Origin of the sequence: Streptomyces mirabilis, from assembly GCF_039503195.1 — a bacterium.
In the GTDB taxonomy this organism is placed as follows: Bacteria; Actinomycetota; Actinomycetes; order Streptomycetales; family Streptomycetaceae; genus Streptomyces; species Streptomyces mirabilis_D.
In genome coordinates this window covers 3,371,028-3,386,859 of record NZ_JBCJKP010000001.1, presented here as the reverse complement: position 1 = coordinate 3,386,859, position 15,832 = coordinate 3,371,028, and the positions used below count along the sequence as shown (strand labels likewise).

Here is a 15,832-nt window from a genome sequence, read left to right as displayed (position 1 = left end):
TGATCCTCATGCGACGCTCACCGCCGTCCCGCGCGCCATCGGCCCGAACAGCAGCGTCGCGACCGGCGGTACCTCGTCGGCGGGCACGCCCATGACGGGCGCGACGAGCGAGCCGACGGCGCGCTGCTCGGCCCGGGTGGCGGAGACGCCGCCCGGCCCGGACGAACCGCCCTTCGCCGAACCGTCGTTGAGGTGGACGCCGGGCGCGGGCACCGGCGGATGGGGCAGATCGCGGCAGTTGGGCCCCGACCGATCGTCGTAGCGCGGATACTCACCGGGTTCGTACGCCCCCTGCGGGCGGACGACTTCGAGCGTGATGTGCATCCTGCCGCCCCGGAAAGCCTGCTCGGATGCCTGCTCCTCGCGCACCAGGCCGGCGAAGAGGCAGGGGTACTCGGGCGAGTAGCGGGCGAAGAGGTCGAGCGTGGGGCGGGAGACCCGGCCCAGGGTGATCAGCCGGTCGCCGTTCGCGTCGAGGAAGTCGTCCGCGGTGCCCGCGGCAGTGGCCGTCGTGGTGAGCGCGGACGCGAGCCGGTCCCGCTGCTCGACCAGGGTGCGGCTGGTGGTGACGGTGTTGCGCAGGATCTCCATCAGGTCGGGAGCCGCGTCGCCGTACACCTCGGCGACGTCGGCCAGGCGGGCGAAGTCCTCGGTGAGGGACGGCAGGTGCGGATCGAGCCGGTGCAGATAGTCCTCCACACGCGTGAGGTTGTCGCCGATCCGGTCGCCGCGCCCCTCGAGGGCGGTGGCGAACGCGGAGAGCGTGGCGTTGAGCTTGCCGGGCTGCACGGTCCGCAGCAGCGGCAGCAGGTCGTTCATCAGCTGCTGGAGCTCGATGCCGACGCGGGTGCGGTCCTGGGTGATGACATCCCCGGCGCGGATGGGCCTGGCCGAGGAGCGCGCGGGCGCGACCAGGTCGACGTACTTCTCGCCGAACAGGGTCTTGGGCAACAGGCGTGCGTGTACGTCGGACGGGATGGACGCGACGTACTCCGGCTTGAGCGCGATGTCGAGTGTCGCCTTCGTCCCGTCGGCGTGGACCGCGCGCACCTCGCCGACCAGCAGTCCGCGCAGCTTGACGTCGGCGCGGGGATCGAGTTGGTTGCCGATGCTGTCGGCCTCCAGCTCGATCCGTACGGCCGGGGTGAACACCTGTTGGTACACGGCGACGGACAGGGACAGCAGCAGCGCGAGCACGGCGAGGAACACGACGCCGTACAACCGCAGTCTCAGCACTCTCATCCGGCTCACCCCGCAATCCGTACGGTCGTGTTGGCGCCCCAGATCGCGAGCGACAGGAAGAAGTCCAGGACGTTGATCGCGACGATCGAGGTGCGCACGGCGCGGCCCACTGCGACGCCGACGCCCGCCGGGCCGCCGCTCGCGTAGTAGCCGTAGAAGCAGTGCACCAGGATGATCAGGACGGCGAAGACGAGCACCTTCCCGAAGGACCACAGCACGTCGACCGGCGGCAGGTACTGCTGGAAGTAGTGGTCGTAGGTGCCCGCCGACTGCCCGTAGTAGCCCGTGGTGATGGTGCGGGCGGCAAAGTACGAGGACAGCAGGCCGACCACGTACAGCGGGATCACCGCGACGAAACCGGCGATCATCCTGGTGGTCACCAGGAACGGCAGCGAGGGCACGCCCATGACTTCCAGGGCGTCCGTCTCCTCGCTGATCCGCATCGCGCCCAGCTGCGCCGTGAACCCGGCCCCCACCGTCGCGGACAGCGCGAGCCCCGCCACCAGTGGCGCGATCTCCCGGGTGTTGAAGTACGCCGAGAGGAACGCCACGAAGTTCGAGGTGCCGAGCTGGTTGAGCGCGGCGTAGCCCTGGAGGCCCACCTCCGTGCCGGTGAAGAACGACAGGAAGGCGATGACGCCGACCGTGCCGCCGACGACGGCGAGGGCGCCGCGTCCGAAGCTCACCTCGGCGAGCAGCCGCAGGATCTCCTTCTTGTAGCGGCGTACGGTGCGGCCCGTCCACGCCAACGAGCGGCCGTAGAAGGACAGCTGGCTGCCCAGTTCCTCCAGACGATTCAGCAGCGCCACGACTCAGCCCCTCTGCGGAACGACTTGGAAGTACACGGCGGTCATCACGAAGTTCGTCACGAACAGCAACATGAAGGTGATCACCACCGACTGGTTCACCGCGTCGCCCACGCCCTTCGGGCCGCCCTTCGCGTTGAGTCCCTTGTACGAGGCGACGATCGCGGCGATCGCGCCGAACACCAGCGCCTTGATCTCCGCCGCCCACAGGTCGGAGAGCTGGGCGAGCGTGGTGAAGGAGGCGAGATACGCGCCCGGCGTGCCGTTCTGCAGGACGACGTTGAAGAAGTAGCCGCCCGCGACGCCCACCACCGACACCAGGCCGTTGAGCAGCACCGCCACCACCATCGACGCCAGGACCCGCGGGACGACCAGCCGGTGGATGGGGTCGATGCCCAGCACCTGCATCGCGTCGATCTCCTCGCGGATCTTCCGCGCCCCGAGATCCGCGCAGATCGCCGTGCCGCCGGCGCCCGCGATCAGCAGCGCGGTGACGATCGGCGAGGCCTCCCGCAGCACCGCGAGGACCGAGGCGGCCCCGGAGAAGGACTGGGCGCCGAGCTGCCGGGTCAGGCTGCCGATCTGCAGCGCGATGACCGCGCCGAAGGGGATGGACACCAGGGCCGTCGGCAGGATGGTGACGCTCGCGACGAACCAGGCCTGCTGGATGAACTCCCGTGCCTGGAACGGCCGTCGGGGGATGGTCCGGACGACGTCCAGCGCCATCGCGAAGAGGTTCCCCGAGTGCCTCAGCGCCCCGGTGGGTGACAGTCTCATGCGCCGGTCACCGCCTTCCGGTGCAGCTCGGCCTCGCGTCTCGCGATCGCCTCCCAGCGGGGCGGACGGGCGATGCCGGGGCCCGGCATCAGGCGCGGCGTCATGTCGTTGCCGACGTGGCGGGGTTTCCGGTCCGCGTCGCCGAGCCGCGCCAGCTCCTGCTCGACCTGCGCGGCGTCCTTCTCTTCCGCCATCCCGATCGGCCCCTGCATCCGGCCGTTCAGAAACTGCCGTACGACGGGCTCATCGCTGGTCAGCAGCTCCTCGCGGGGCCCGAACATGACCAGCTCACGGCGGAACAACAGCCCGATGTTGTCCGGCACCTGGCGGGCCGAGGCGATGTCGTGCGTGACGATCAGGAACGTCGCGTTGATCTGCGCGTTGAGGTCGACGATGAGTTGGTTGAGGTACGCGACGCGCACCGGGTCGAGGCCCGAGTCCGGTTCGTCGAACAGGATGATCTCCGGATCGAGGACCAACGCACGTGCCAGCCCGGCCCGTTTGCGCATCCCACCGGAGATCTCGCCGGGCAGCTTCCCCTCCGAACCGATCAGCCCGACCATGTCCATCTTCTCCAGCACGATGCGCCGGATCTGGCTCTCGGACTTGCGGGTGTGCTCGCGCAGCGGGAAAGCGATGTTGTCGTACAGGCTCATCGAGCCGAACAGCGCGCCGTCCTGGAACAACACCCCGAACAGCTTCCGCACCTCGTACAGCTCGTGCTCGCGCAGCCTGGTGACGTCCCGGCCCGCGACCTTCACGGAACCCCGGTCCGGCTTCAGCAGTCCGACGAGCGTCTTGAGGAACACCGACTTGCCCGTGCCCGAGGGGCCGAGCATGACCGAGACCTCCCCGGCGGGCAGCGTCAGCGAGACGTCCTGCCAGACGACCTGGTGACCGAAGGACTTGGTCAGCCCTTCCACACAGATCTCGACACCCATCCGGTCCACCCTTCGGCCGTGGAGCAGCTCCGACATCTGCTCTACGGGGAGGGGCCGGGCGTCCGTCGCGACGGGGGCGGTTTTTTTTCGGGGGTCTTGCGGCCGGGTTTCCGGCGGCTCGACGGCCGCGCGTTCTCCGCTGGTTCTACGGCAGTCCTTTTCCCGGCGGTTCTGCGGCAGCTTTCCGGCGGTTCTACGGCAGCGCGGTCGGGGTCGGTACGTCGACCGGGGCGGAGGACGTGGCGGAGGCCTCCGGGAGGGCCGGAGGCGTCGTCGGGACCGTGGACGTGGCCGGCAGATCGGGGAGGCCGGGCACGCTCGGCAGGTCGGACACGCCGGGGACGTCGGGGACGGACGGCACGGGTGACAGCGAGGCGTCCGGCAGCGGTGGCACCGACAGAGGCAGCAACGACCGGTCGCCATCGCCGGGCGGCACCGTCGGCGTCGCCGCGTGGGACGCCGAGACGGCCGACAGATCACGGGCGTTCGGGGCGGCCACCCGGCCGACGCCGTCGGGCCGGACGGTCTGCTTGGTCACCTGGGCCATGCGGGACACGGAGGGGCGGGGAGCCGTGCCCTGGCTGTCCCCGCCGTGGACGTACGGCAACACGAACCCCGCCACCACCAGGGTCGCGGCCGTCGAGGTCACCGCCACGGCCTGCGCGTGTCCGCCCGCGCGCAGCTTGCCGCGCCCCCACAGGAACAGGGCGAGGCCCAGCGTTCCGGCCAGCGAGTTGCGCAGCGTGCGCCGGGCCCGGGCGAGCAGCGACTCGACGGTGCGATAGCTCAGCCCCATGCGCACGGCGACCTGTCCGACGTCGAGGCCGTCGGACTTCAGCCGGAGCGCCTCGGCCTGGCGCGCGGGCAGCTCCCCGCTCCGCACGGCCAGCCACTTGGCCTCGGCCCGGTCGCACACCGCCTCCTCGACGGGCACCGGACCCGGCGCGGCGAGCGTCGGGCTGCGGTGTACCTCGGCCTCACGGTTGACCTGGCGATGCCGATCGACGCACAGCCGCATGGTCACGGTCGTCAGCCAGCCGCCGAGGCGCTCGTCGTCCAGGTCGGGGCGCTCCGCGGCGCGCAGCATGGCCTCGTGCACCGCGTCCTCGGCGTCCTCCGGGCTCATCGACCTGCGCCGGGCCACCTTGAGCAGTTGCTCGCGGTGGCTCCACATGCGCTGCCAACGGTCGTGGGCCGCCTGTATCTCCGCAGGCATGTCCGGCATGTGCGTCGCCATGAGGGCCCCTTTGCGCTCACCCGCCGGTCCTGTGCCGTCCGGCGGGTGGTGACATTACCGCCCGGTAGTCGCGGTTGTGGAGGGGGCGGAGGTCGTCGAGTCCCCGCTGTTACTGGTCAGCGGACCGCCGCTGGGCAGCAGGTCGTCGCCGGGCAGTTCGATGTCCGTGCCGGGCGAGGGGAGTTGGGGCTTCTCCGTCGGAGTGGCCCCGCCCGCCGGACGGGACGGGCCGGGGGTCGGCGAGGGACGTGCGGACGGTTTCGGGGAGGGGGCGGCGCCCGGACGGGCGGACGGTGTCGGTGAGGGCTTCGGCGTGGACGGCGGCCGCGACGGCTCCGGGTGCGCCGAGGACTCCGCGGAGCTGTCCGGCACCACCCGGTAGCCTTCCAGGAAGTACGTGTACCAGGCCCTGACCGTGCGCAGATACGCCTCCGCGTGGTTGTAGCCGAGGACCGCCCGGTCCAGCTCGGCCGGGTCGGAGAGGTCTCGTCCGCCCGCACACAGGTAGCGCCCGGCGGCGAGCGCCGCGTCGAAGACGTTGTCCGGGTCGGCCCGCCCGTCGCCATTGCCGTCCGTGCCCCAGCGGGCCCAGGTCGACGGGATGAACTGCATCGGTCCGACCGCCCGGTCGTAGGCCGCGTCCCCGTCGTACGCGCCGCCGTCGGTGTCCCGCACGACGGCGAAGGCGCCGCCGTCCAGCCGCGGCCCGAGGATGGGCGCCACGGTCGTACCGTCCGCCGTCACCCGACCGCCGCGCGCCTGCCCGGACTCGACCTGGCCGATCGCGGCCAGCAACTGCCACCGCAGCCGGCAGCCGGGCGCGGCGCGTGCGAGTTCCGCCTCGGCGTGCCGGTAGGCGGCGAACACGCTCGCCGGCAGCGCGGCGCCCGCCACCGACGCCTCGCCCTCGCGTTCCCGGGTCCGCAGCAGCGGAAGGTCGGTGCGGTACCGCGTGTCGCCCGACACGCTCGGCCCCTGCTCGGCGGGCGCCTGCCGCGGGGGTACGGAAGCCCGTGCCGGGACCGCCCCCGGCGCCTGTGACGCGGTCAGCGCCGCCATGGCCGCCGCCGCGACCGCCGTACCCCTGGCGCCTCTGACTCTGTGCCCTGCCACGTCGCGCTCCCCTCGCTGTGAGCTGATGTCGTCTGCTCTACGGGGCGGGGCGGCGGGTCCGTCGCACGGAGCCGGGCGATTTCGGGAAACGGGGTCCGCACGCGCCTCCGCCAAGATCTCCCCGAGCGGCCGGGGCGGTGCGGTCGCGAGGACCCGGCGGACGCGTGGGTGCCGACGCGAGCGCTTCGCGGTGTCAGGCCAGTGTTTGCGCGGCCCGGCGGAGGACTTGACCCCCGCAAGCCGCACCGAGCCCGGTTTGCTCGATGAGCTCCTCGGCCGCGCGTCCTTGATCGCGGATCCGCCCTCGTCTCGTCGGTGGAACTCGCGGTACGACGGGCCCATGATTCCCGGCGCCGAACAGAAGTAGTTGATACAGCCATCGATCTGCTGCATACCAACTGTTCAGTTTGGCCAGAGCCTGGCGCAGGTCCATACCTGCTGGGTAGCGTGCGCCCACCCCCCGCTTCCCTTCGGTCCCGTATGGGTCCATGAGTCGCATGAGGAGAATCGGGATGCCAGAGCCGTTCCCTTATCCCGCATACCAGCCGCGCCGGTCAGGAGCGCCGTACCGCCCCGCGCCTCATTTCGCCTCTTCCGATGTCATCTACGCGTGGCAGCAGCATCAGGAGTTCGACAGTGGGGCGACGTCGCCCGATACGGGGCTCGGTCACCACAGCGACCTACGTGTGTTGCGCCGCGCCTACCGCACCCAGCGGCGCGTGGCGACGTTCACGGCGCTCGGGTACTTCACGCTCTTTCTTGTGCTGTCCGCGTTCGCGCCGTCGTTGATGACGGGCACTGTCTCGGGCGGCCTGTCCACGGGGCTGCTTCTCGGGCTGCTCCAGGTACCCGTCACCTGCCTGTCGGTCGGGCTCTACGAGCACGCCGCGCGCCGCAGGGTCGACCCGATTGCGGACCGCATTCGCAAGCACGCCGAGCTGGACGTGAAGCGGGGAGCGGCTCGGTGAGCGGCTTCAGCAGTTCCACGCAAGCAATGTCTTTGGTGGCATTCACGGCGGTCGCTACGATCATCCTGCTGCTGTGCGTGATGACAGGACCTGACGGTGACGACCTCGACGAGTTCTACACCGGGTACGGGTCGCTGTCGCCGATGCGCAACGGCCTTGCCATCGCCGGGGATTACATTTCCGCGGCGACGGTCCTGTCCACAGGCGGGGTGATCGCGCTCGACGGGTACGACGGCGTCGTCCTGGCACTGAGCATCGCCCTCTCCCTCATGCTGCTGATGTTCCTGCTGGCCGAACCGTTGCGCAACGCGGGCCGGTTCACCATGGGCGACGTGCTTGCGCGGCGGATGCCCGGCCGCAAGGTGCGCATCGCCGCGTGTGTGGCGACGATCGCGGCCCTGCTGCCGATGATGCTCATCCAGCTCGCCGGCACCGGTGATCTGCTGGCGTTCATCCTTGGCTTTTCCAGTGACTCGCTGAAGACCGGATGCATCGTCGGGATCGGCGCACTGATGATCACTTACGCGGTGATCGGTGGTATGAAGGGCACAGCCCTCATCCAGGTCTTGAAGATCGTGATGCTGTTCGGCTCCGGCGCGGTCGTGGCCGCGCTGATTCTGCGGCAGTTCGACTGGGACCTGGGCAAGCTGTTCTCCGCCGCGGCAGCGCACAGCGGCGTGGGGTCGGCCTTCCTGCACTCCGGTCTCCAGTTCGCCGGTGGCCCCAGCCCTCGGCTCGACATGATCAGCTCGGAGCTCACCGTCATCCTCGGGGGCGCCTGCCTGCCGCACGTCACCATGCGCATGTACACCGCGACCAGTGCCCGTCAGGTGCGCCGGTCGATGTCCTGGGCTGTGTCGTGCGTCGCACTGTTCATGCTGATCTGCACGGTCGTCAGCATCGGGGCAGCGGCGCTGATCGGGCGCACGACGATCGCCGGTGCCGACCCGACGGGCAGGACCGCGTATCTGCTGGGCTCACGGGCCGCGCTCGGAACGAGTGTTTCGACGTCCGAAACGTTCCTGTTCACCATGGTCACAACGGCGCTTTTCCTCACCCTGCTCGCATCGGTCGCCAGCATGATCCTGGCCTGTGCCAACACCCTCGCGCACGACCTGCTCGCGCACCGTGATACGACTCCCCGCCGCGAGATGACCATCGCCCGGGTCTCCGCCCTGGCGGTGGGCGCCCCCACCATCCTGCTGGCCACCCTCGTCCAGCATCACAATCTGCAGCCGTTGGCTCTGCTGTCGGCCTCCATCGGTGCATCCGCACTCGCACCGGCACTGGTCTACAGCCTCTTCTGGCGCCGCTACACCCGCACGGGTCTGCTGTGGACCCTGATCGGCGGCACACTCGCCACCCTCGTCCTCATGACCGGCACCAACCTCGTCTCCGGTTCCCCCTTCTCCGCCTTCCCGCACTCCGACTTCAACTGGTTCCCGTTCACCACCACCGGCCTTGTCTCCATACCCCTGGGCTTCGCTCTCGGCTGGACAGGGACAAAGATCTCCGGGCGGCAGAAGGCGGAGGAACAGCGCCAGCAGTACGAGGCGGTCGAAGCATGGATTCTGGCGGGAGCGGCAAGACGAGGAAGCTGAATTGCGCCTAGGGCTCGTGTCCTGCCCATCCCTGAGCTGACGGCACATCACGTACGTAACCTGGTCAGGGTGGATAGAAGTAGGCGCGGCCTCACCGAGGCGAACCTCAAAGCGCTGGCCGGCGGCCGCTCCTTCGAGCGCGGGCTCGGATACCTCGACGCGGTGTCCATCTCGACGCGTGCCGTGTGGCGCGCCCCGACCCGGAGGAGTTGGCCCGCTGGCTGGTCGGCCGTGTGCTCGGCGAGTGTGACGGCATCACCGATATCGATCCGCTCGACTACGCGGATGTCCTCGGCGAAGGAGGGATGACCGTCCTGCGGGAGCTGGTGACCCGGGCGTGGCGGCGCAAGCGCACCGGCTGGGCGGAGAAGTACCTCATGGAGCGGTTGGCCGAGGCGGGAGGCGACGTCGACGCGGTGATCGCCGTGCACGCGGCCGACCTCGCGGCGAACGGTCACACGCATCTGGTCATCGCCCGCGAGCTGGACGTCGCGGGACGCTCCGACGAGGCGCTGCGCTGGGCGGAACGCGGCATCCAGGAAGTCCGGGACCTCGGCGCCGTCGACACCGCCCTCGTCGACGATCTCTGTGAGCGTTACGCGCGGGCGGCCCGGCTCCCCGACGCCGTCAGCCTGCGCCGCGACCACTTCGGCGCTCGCCACACCCTGCCGGCTTACCAGCAGTTGCGCGCCGCCGCGCGGGCCGCCGACTGCTGGCCGGCCGAACGCGCGGGTGCCCTGGCGCTGTTGCGCGAGGACGCGGGGCGGCGGCACGGGGGCTGGTACGGCGGGCCCGTCCTGGTCGACGCCCTGCTCGACGACAAGGATGTCGAGGCCGCCTGGCAGGCCGCGACCGAAGCCGGTGCTCACGACCGACAGTGGCTCGCACTCGCCGACCAGGCCTGCGCAGCCCGTCCCGCCGACGCACTCGGCGTCTACCTGCGCCTGGCCGAGCCGCTTACGCAGCAGACCGGCAACGCGATATACGAGCAGCTCGTCAGCATGCTGCTCGGCATGCGCGACTGCCACCGCCGTCTGGGCACACCGGACGAGTTCAGCGCGTACGTCACCGCTCTGCGCGCCACCCAGAAACGCAAGCGGAACCTCATGCGCCTGATGGAGCAACACGGTCCGTGAGCAGGGACGGCGGCAGCCACACGCCCCAGCTCACCCATCAGGCCCGGGGTGGTTTCAACCCTAGGTGCCCCGCCCGGCCTCCCGGCCCCCCGCCGCCCACGACGCGAGGAACCGCAGCCCCTCCTGGGTGGGGGTGTCGGGGGCGGCCGTCCAGATGATGAGTTGTTGGTCGGGGTCGGTGGTGGCGGTGAGGGTGTCCCATTCGAGGACGAGGGTGCCGGCGATCGGATGGTTGAGGGTCTTGGTGCCGGTGGTGCGCGCGGCCACGTGGTGGGCGGCCCACCAGCGGCGGAAGTCGGGGTCCTGCTCGGAGAGGTCGTTCACGAGGGTGGTGAGGCGGGGGAGCCGGCGTTGTGGGCGGCCTCCATGCGGAGTTGGGCGACCGTCGTGCGGGCCGTGGTCTCCCAGTCCGCGTACAGCTCGCGCATGGCGGGGGAGAAGACCATCCGGGCGTAGTTGCGTTCCTCCGCCGGGAGCTGGGCGAAGTCGCCCACCAGGGCTGCGGCCAGGGGGTTCCACGCCAGTACGTCCATCTGGCGGCCCAGGACCATGGCGGGGAGGGAGGCGAGGTCGTCGAGCAGCCGCCGCAACTGCGGCTGGACCTTCTGCACGCCTTGCGGGCGCGGGCGCGCGGGCTCCTTGCCGGCCAGCTCGAACACGTAGGCGCGCTGGTCCTCGTCCAGGTCCAGGACGCGGGTGATGGCGTCCAGGACGGGCTCGGACGCCTGGACGCGGCCCTGTTCCAGGCGGGTGTAGTGGTCGGTGCTGATCGCGGCCAGCATGGCCACTTCCTCCCGGCGCAGACCCGGCACCCGCCGCCGGACGGTCCCGCCGGGCAGTCCCACGGAACGGGGGGTGAGCTCCGCGCGCCGGGCCCTGAGGAATTCGCCCAGTTCGGTGGATGCGTTGCGCGTCATGGCCCCTATTTTCGCAACTCTCGCAGGAAACGGGGTGGTTCACCCCGGAGGGGGCTTCAGGAGTGGTGTTCGGACAGCGCGTGTGTCGCGGTGGTCAGGAAGTCGTTCAGGAGTCCGTCGCGGCGGCCCTCGAGTACGGCGAGGCAGATCTCGGTCGGTGGGACGTCGGTCACCGGTCGGTTCACGAGGTCGGGGCGTGAGTAGGAGCGGGCGACGCTGCGTGGCAGAACTGCTATGCCGCGCCCGGCCGCGACCAGTTCGAGTTTCTCCTCCACCGTCGCGGTGCGGCGCGCCTGGAAGTCCAGGATCGTCTCGCCGTCGAGGGCGGCCAGGGTCAGCCGGCGGCGGGACGCCAGGGGGTGCGTGGTGGGGAGGCATACGACCTTCGGTTCGCTGCCCACCGGGATGGTGTGGATCCCCTCCGCGTCGAAGGGGTGGCGCAGGAAGCCGACGTCGGCCCGGCCGTCCCGGAGCGCCTCGCCCTTCTCGTACCAGTTCAGGTGGAGCAGCTCGATCTCGACGTCGGCGTGGGTCCGGGTGAACGCGAGGATCGCGGGGGAGACGCTCAGACCGGGGGCGAAGCCGACGACCAGACGGTCGGCGCGGGCGGCGCCGTGCACCCGGCGGGTGGCGGCCTGCGCGGCGGCGAGTACGCCCGGCGCGTCTTCGTAGAGTTGCCGGCCGGCCGGGGTCAGACGCACGCTGCGGGTCGTGCGCACCAGCAGCGCGCAGCCCAACTCCTGTTCCAGCGCGCGGATCTGACGGCTCAGTACGGGCTGTGCGATGTGCAGTTGCCGGGCGGCGCGGCCGAAGTGCTCGTGCTGCGCGACGGCCGTGAAGTACCGCAGTTTGCGCAGGTCCAGATCCATGCCCTGAGGGTATCAATGTGCCCGAAGAGGTATTGGACGCGTGATGTGCGGCGAGCGCAGAGTGACTGGGTGTGGTGTTCGGGCATCCCGTTCGCCGTTCCTCAGGAGGTTCCTTTTCGTGATCGTCATCACTACGCCCACCGGGCAGATCGGCCGCCAGGTCCTCGACATCGTCCTGGGCGACGTCCTCGACGGCGGGGAGTCGGTTCGGGTGATCGCGCGCGATCCCTCCCGGCTCGCGCCGCGGGTGCGCGAGCGGGTCGAGGTCGTGGTCGGCTCGCACGGCGACCCCGACGTCGTCGACGCGGCGTTCGCCGGAGCGGACAGCGTCTTTTGGCTGGCGCCGCCGAATCCGCGGGCCGCGCGGGTCGAGGACGTCTATGTGGACTTCAGTAGGCCCGCTTGCGACGCCTTCAAGCGGCGGGGGGTTCGGCGGGTCGTGGGGATCTCGGCCCTGGGGCGCGGGGTGCCCGGCAATGCCGGGCTGGTGTCGGCCTCCCTGGCGATGGACGACCTGATCGCGGGGACGGGGGTGGGCTATCGGGCGCTGACGTTGCCCTCGTTCATGGACAACCTGCTGCGCCAGGTCGAGGCGATCGGGAGCGAGGGCGTGTTCTTCCAGCCCGTCGCCGGCGACCTCAAGGCGCCGACCTGTGCCACCCGCGACATCGCCGCCGTGGCCGCCGGGCTGCTGCTCGACCGCTCCTGGAGCGGGCAGGGCGAGGTGCCGGTGCTCGGGCCCGAGGACCTGTCCTTCGAGGACATGGCGCGGATCATGTCCGAGGTGTTGGGGAGGCCGGTGCGGTTCCAGTACGTCCCCGTCGAGTCGTTCAGGGACACGCTGAAGCAGCGGGGGATGTCCGAGGCGATGGCGCAGGGCATGGCGGACATGGCGACGGCCAAGGACCGTGGCCTCGACAACGCCGAGCCGCGCACCCCGGAGGCCACCACCCCCACCACGTTCCGGCAGTGGTGCGAGGAGATCCTCAAGCCGGCTGTTCTCGCCTGACGGCCGCGACGTCTGACGGCCGCACCGCCTGACGGCCGCACCGCACGACGGCCGCGACGCACGAGGGCCCCGGACGGCGGCCCCGGGTCTTCGGGCGCGCCGACCGGCCCCGCCGCGTCCGGCGGTCAGGCCTCGCGTACCTCCTCCAGGCGTACGGGCCGGTGCTCGGCCAGCGAAAGGGCGCAGGCCTCGGCGATCCAGCCGGCCTCGATGGCGTCGGCGACCGTGCACGGCGAGGTGGCGCGGCCCGCGACGACCTCCGTGAAGGCGGTGAGTTCGGCGCGGTAGGCGGGGGCGAACCGGTCCATGAAGAAGTCGTGCGGCGGACCCGCCGGGAAGGTGGCGCCCGGCTCGACGGAACGCAGCGGCAGCTTGTCCTCCAGGCCCACGGCGATGCTGTCGCGCATGCCGTGCAGCTCCAGGCGGACGTCGTAACCCCGCGCGTTGTGGCGGGAGTTGGAGACCAGAGCGATGGTGCCGTCGTCGAGGGTGAGGATCGCGGACGCGGTGTCGACGTCACCCGCCTCGGCGATGTACTCGGCACCCCGGTTGCCACCGGCCGCGTACACCTCGACCACCTCGCGGCCCGTGACCCAGCGCACGATGTCGAAGTCGTGCACGCTGCAGTCGCGGAAGATGCCCCCGGAGACCGCGACGTACGCGGCGGGCGGCGGCGCCGGGTCCAGCGTGGTGGACCGTACGGTGTGCAGCTTGCCGAGTTCGCCGCTCACCACGGCCTTGCGGGCGGCCACACAGCCCGCGTCGAAACGCCGGTTGTAGCCGATCTGCACCTCGACACCGCTGTCCCGGACGCTTTCCAGCACGTCGAGGCTCTCCTCGACGGTCCGCGCCACCGGCTTCTCGCAGAACACCGGGACACCCGCCTTGACCGCGGCGAGGATGAGCGCGGGGTGCGCGTCGGTGGCGGCCGCGATGACGATGCCGTCGACCCCGGCGGCGAGCACCGCCTCGGGGGAGTCCACCGCCGTCGCCCCGAACCGCTCCACCGCGGCCGCGGTGGCCGCCGCCACCGGGTCGCTGACGACCAGGGTGTCCACCGCGTCGAGCCCGGCGAGGGTCGCCGCGTGGAAGGCGCCGATCCGGCCCAGTCCCAGGATGCCGATACGCATGAGATTGCTCCTAAAGCCAGTGAGGGTGTGCCCGCCGAGGGGGGAGGGGCGAGAGGGGAGGAGGGAGAGAGGGAGTGCGGCGAGGGACGGGGGATCAGTCGAGTCCGCCGAAGACGATCTGGTCCCAGTCGATCACCGAGCCCGTGACCACGCCACTGCGGTCGGAGAGCAGGAAGACGACGAAGTCGGCGATCTCGTCGACCTGGCCCAGCTTGCCCATCGGCTGGGTCTTCGCCGCCTTCTCCCGCCAGTCGTCGCCCGCGCCGTGGAAGGCGCGCTGGATCTCCTCCTCGCCCTCGGTGTCCGTCCAGCCGATGTTGAGGCCGTTGATCCGGACCCGGTCCCAGCGGTGCGCGTGGGCGGCGTTGCGGGTGAGGCCCATGAGCCCGGACTTGGCGGCGACGTACGGGGCGAGGAAGGACTGCCCGCCGTGGGCGGAGGACGTGATGATGTTGACGACGGTGCCCGGCGCCCCGCGCTCCACCAGATGCTGGACGGCGGCCTGCATCGCGAAGAACGGCGCCCGCAGATTGATCGCCACGTGCGCGTCGAACAGTTCCGGCGTGGTGTTCAGGAGCGTGCCGCGCGACGTCAGCCCCGCCGCGTTCACCAGGCAGTCGATCCGCCCGTGGGCGGCCACGACCTGCTCGACACTGCCACGCGCCCGCGCGGGATCGGTCAGATCGGCCCGTACGAACGTGGCCCCGGTCTCAGCGGCGAACTTCTCGCCGAGCTCGGTGCGCCGCCCGGTGAAGGCGACCGTGGCGCCCTCGCGCAGCGCCGCACGCACGATGCCCGCGCCGACGCCCTGGCTGCCGCCGTTGACGAGGACGACCTTGTCCTCGAGCAGTTGGTTCATGAGTGTGCTGCCGCCTTCCGGCGCGGTGACATTTCTGCCAGTCTCATGAGGCCGGGACCGTCAATCAATCCGCAGAGAACCATCAAAAACCCCTCATCGATCTCCGCGATCACGGGACGCAGCGAAGGAAGCCATGGGACATCCGTATACGATCCGCGAGATCGCCCGGCAGGCCGGCCTGAGCGAGGCGACGGTCGACCGGGTCCTCAACCATCGCGGCGGCGTGCGCGAGAGCACGGCGCGGGAGGTGCAGCAGGCCATCAAGGACCTGGACCGGCAGCGCACCCAGGTCCGCATCGGCGGCCGCACGTTCATGATCGACATCGTGATGCAGACCCCGGAGCGGTTCTCCTCGGCGGTACGGGACGCCCTGGAGGCCGAACTGCCGTCCCTGCACCCGGCGATCGTCCGCTCACGGTTCCACTTCCGCGAGACGGACCCCGCGGCGGAGCTGGTGAAGGACCTGGACAGGATCGCCGCGCGCGGTTCTCAGGGAGTGATCCTCAAGGCCCCGGAGGTCCCCGAGGTCACCGCCGCGGTCGGCCGGCTGGTGGCGGCCGGCATCCCGGTGGTCACGCTGGTGACGGATCTGCCCAGCAGCCCGCGACTCGCGTACGTCGGCATCGACAACCGGGCCGCCGGAGCCACCGCCGCCTACCTGATACGCCAGTGGCTCGCCGACCGTCCGGGCCATGTGCTCGTCACGATCAGCCGGGGGTCCTTCCGCAACGAGGAGGAGCGCGAGATGGGTTTCCGCAGCGGGATGCGCGGCGGCGGCCCCGTGCGCCGACTGGTCGAGGTCACGGACAGCGACGGGCTGGACTCCACCCAGCGGGCCCTGGTCCTGGCGGCTCTGGAGCGGGATCCGGAGATCAACGCCGTCTACTCCATCGGCGGCGGCAACACCGCGACCATCGACGCCTTCGCGACGCTCGGCCGGGGAGTGCTGGCCTTCGTCGCGCACGACCTGGACCACGACAACACCCGGCTGCTGGCGGAGGGGAAACTGTCCGCGGTACTCCACCACGACCTGCGCCAGGACATGCGGCGCGCCTGCCAGACGATCATGCGAGCCCAGCAGGCGCTGCCGGACGAGGGTCCGTTCCTGCCGTCGGCGATCCAGGTGGTGACGCCGTACAACATGCCGCCGTACAACGTGCCGCCGGTGTGAGAATCCCCTAGCCGCGGGGACGGATCCCGCATCCGCGGCGGACTGATCCCGTACCC

The 15,832-nt window shown here is 70.8% G+C and carries 13 protein-coding genes and 2 pseudogenes; 5 read left to right on the top strand and 10 right to left on the bottom strand.

The window, feature by feature from the left end; all coding sequences use genetic code 11:
• Positions 1-6 precede the first annotated feature (6 nt).
• From AAFF41_RS15965 to AAFF41_RS15940, 6 genes are all read right to left on the bottom strand, one after another.
• Positions 7-1,242, bottom strand: coding sequence for an MCE family protein (locus AAFF41_RS15965; RefSeq protein ID WP_319743670.1), 1,236 nt, complete (start codon positions 1,240-1,242; stop codon positions 7-9).
• 5 nt (positions 1,243-1,247) lie between these two features.
• Positions 1,248-2,051: an MlaE family ABC transporter permease gene (locus AAFF41_RS15960; RefSeq protein ID WP_054230890.1), complete on the bottom strand. Its 804-nt coding sequence runs from the start codon at positions 2,049-2,051 to the stop codon at positions 1,248-1,250.
• Positions 2,052-2,054: 3 nt separating this feature from the next.
• The gene (locus tag AAFF41_RS15955) at positions 2,055-2,825 is read right to left on the bottom strand and encodes an MlaE family ABC transporter permease (RefSeq protein ID WP_097226103.1); all 771 of its coding nucleotides are present in this window, start codon (positions 2,823-2,825) and stop codon (positions 2,055-2,057) included.
• Positions 2,822-3,766, bottom strand: coding sequence for an ABC transporter ATP-binding protein (locus AAFF41_RS15950; RefSeq protein ID WP_343326298.1), 945 nt, complete (start codon positions 3,764-3,766; stop codon positions 2,822-2,824). Before AAFF41_RS15950 ends, AAFF41_RS15955 begins: the two co-directional genes overlap by 4 nt.
• 193 nt (positions 3,767-3,959) lie before the next feature.
• A complete protein-coding gene (locus AAFF41_RS15945; protein ID WP_343324102.1) occupies positions 3,960-5,003 on the bottom strand; it encodes an RNA polymerase sigma factor in 1,044 nt (347 codons plus the stop codon).
• A gap of 54 nt (positions 5,004-5,057) precedes the next feature.
• Positions 5,058-6,116, bottom strand: a complete 1,059-nt coding sequence (locus AAFF41_RS15940; RefSeq protein WP_425526129.1) for a lytic transglycosylase domain-containing protein — start codon at positions 6,114-6,116, stop codon at positions 5,058-5,060.
• 512 nt (positions 6,117-6,628) lie between these two features.
• On the opposite strand from AAFF41_RS15940, the gene AAFF41_RS15935 reads away from it, so the two are divergent.
• The 3 genes and pseudogenes from AAFF41_RS15935 to AAFF41_RS15925 all read left to right on the top strand — a co-directional run.
• Positions 6,629-7,084 carry a DUF485 domain-containing protein gene (locus AAFF41_RS15935; RefSeq protein ID WP_319743664.1) on the top strand — a complete coding sequence of 152 codons (456 nt, stop codon included), beginning with the start codon at positions 6,629-6,631 and terminating at the stop codon, positions 7,082-7,084.
• Between the two features lie 26 nt (positions 7,085-7,110).
• On the top strand, positions 7,111-8,685 hold the full coding sequence (locus tag AAFF41_RS15930; RefSeq protein ID WP_319743662.1) for a sodium/solute symporter: 1,575 nt from the start codon (positions 7,111-7,113) through the stop codon (positions 8,683-8,685).
• Between the two features lie 167 nt (positions 8,686-8,852).
• Positions 8,853-9,821 (top strand): annotated as a pseudogene (locus tag AAFF41_RS15925) (SWIM zinc finger family protein); the annotation flags it as partial.
• 60 nt (positions 9,822-9,881) lie between these two features.
• Here AAFF41_RS15925 and AAFF41_RS15920 read toward each other — a convergent pair.
• Positions 9,882-10,738: pseudogene (locus AAFF41_RS15920) on the bottom strand (helix-turn-helix domain-containing protein).
• A 56-nt stretch (positions 10,739-10,794) separates the two neighbouring features.
• A complete protein-coding gene (locus AAFF41_RS15915; RefSeq protein ID WP_319743658.1) occupies positions 10,795-11,607 on the bottom strand; it encodes a LysR family transcriptional regulator in 813 nt (270 codons plus the stop codon).
• 118 nt (positions 11,608-11,725) lie between these two features.
• Between AAFF41_RS15915 and AAFF41_RS15910 the strand changes: the two genes are divergently transcribed.
• Positions 11,726-12,616 (top strand): NmrA family NAD(P)-binding protein, encoded by an 891-nt coding sequence (locus tag AAFF41_RS15910; RefSeq protein WP_343324101.1) that lies wholly within the window; start codon positions 11,726-11,728, stop codon positions 12,614-12,616.
• A gap of 125 nt (positions 12,617-12,741) precedes the next feature.
• Here the strand turns inward: AAFF41_RS15910 and AAFF41_RS15905 are convergent, their stop codons facing one another.
• Positions 12,742-13,746, bottom strand: coding sequence for a Gfo/Idh/MocA family protein (locus tag AAFF41_RS15905; RefSeq protein ID WP_143607908.1), 1,005 nt, complete (start codon positions 13,744-13,746; stop codon positions 12,742-12,744).
• Between the two features lie 94 nt (positions 13,747-13,840).
• Positions 13,841-14,605, bottom strand: coding sequence for an SDR family oxidoreductase (locus AAFF41_RS15900; RefSeq protein ID WP_343324100.1), 765 nt, complete (start codon positions 14,603-14,605; stop codon positions 13,841-13,843).
• Positions 14,606-14,738: 133 nt separating this feature from the next.
• On the opposite strand from AAFF41_RS15900, the gene AAFF41_RS15895 reads away from it, so the two are divergent.
• Positions 14,739-15,776: a LacI family DNA-binding transcriptional regulator gene (locus tag AAFF41_RS15895; RefSeq protein ID WP_319743650.1), complete on the top strand. Its 1,038-nt coding sequence runs from the start codon at positions 14,739-14,741 to the stop codon at positions 15,774-15,776.
• The last annotated feature ends 56 nt before the right edge of the window (positions 15,777-15,832 follow it).

Bases quoted from the DNA above. Each gene is read 5' to 3' on its own strand.
- AAFF41_RS15965 (WP_319743670.1), bottom strand. From the start codon at position 1,242: ATGAGAGTGCTGAGACTGCGGTTGTACGGCGTCGTGTTCCTCGCCGTG.
- AAFF41_RS15955 (WP_097226103.1), bottom strand. From the start codon at position 2,825: ATGAGACTGTCACCCACCGGGGCGCTGAGGCACTCGGGGAACCTCTTC.
- AAFF41_RS15950 (WP_343326298.1), bottom strand. From the start codon at position 3,766: ATGGGTGTCGAGATCTGTGTGGAAGGGCTGACCAAGTCCTTCGGTCAC.
- AAFF41_RS15945 (WP_343324102.1), bottom strand. From the start codon at position 5,003: ATGGCGACGCACATGCCGGACATGCCTGCGGAGATACAGGCGGCCCAC.
- AAFF41_RS15935 (WP_319743664.1), top strand. From the start codon at position 6,629: ATGCCAGAGCCGTTCCCTTATCCCGCATACCAGCCGCGCCGGTCAGGA.
- AAFF41_RS15930 (WP_319743662.1), top strand. From the start codon at position 7,111: ATGTCTTTGGTGGCATTCACGGCGGTCGCTACGATCATCCTGCTGCTG.
- AAFF41_RS15915 (WP_319743658.1), bottom strand. From the start codon at position 11,607: ATGGATCTGGACCTGCGCAAACTGCGGTACTTCACGGCCGTCGCGCAG.
- AAFF41_RS15905 (WP_143607908.1), bottom strand. From the start codon at position 13,746: ATGCGTATCGGCATCCTGGGACTGGGCCGGATCGGCGCCTTCCACGCG.
- AAFF41_RS15900 (WP_343324100.1), bottom strand. From the start codon at position 14,605: ATGAACCAACTGCTCGAGGACAAGGTCGTCCTCGTCAACGGCGGCAGC.
- AAFF41_RS15895 (WP_319743650.1), top strand. From the start codon at position 14,739: ATGGGACATCCGTATACGATCCGCGAGATCGCCCGGCAGGCCGGCCTG.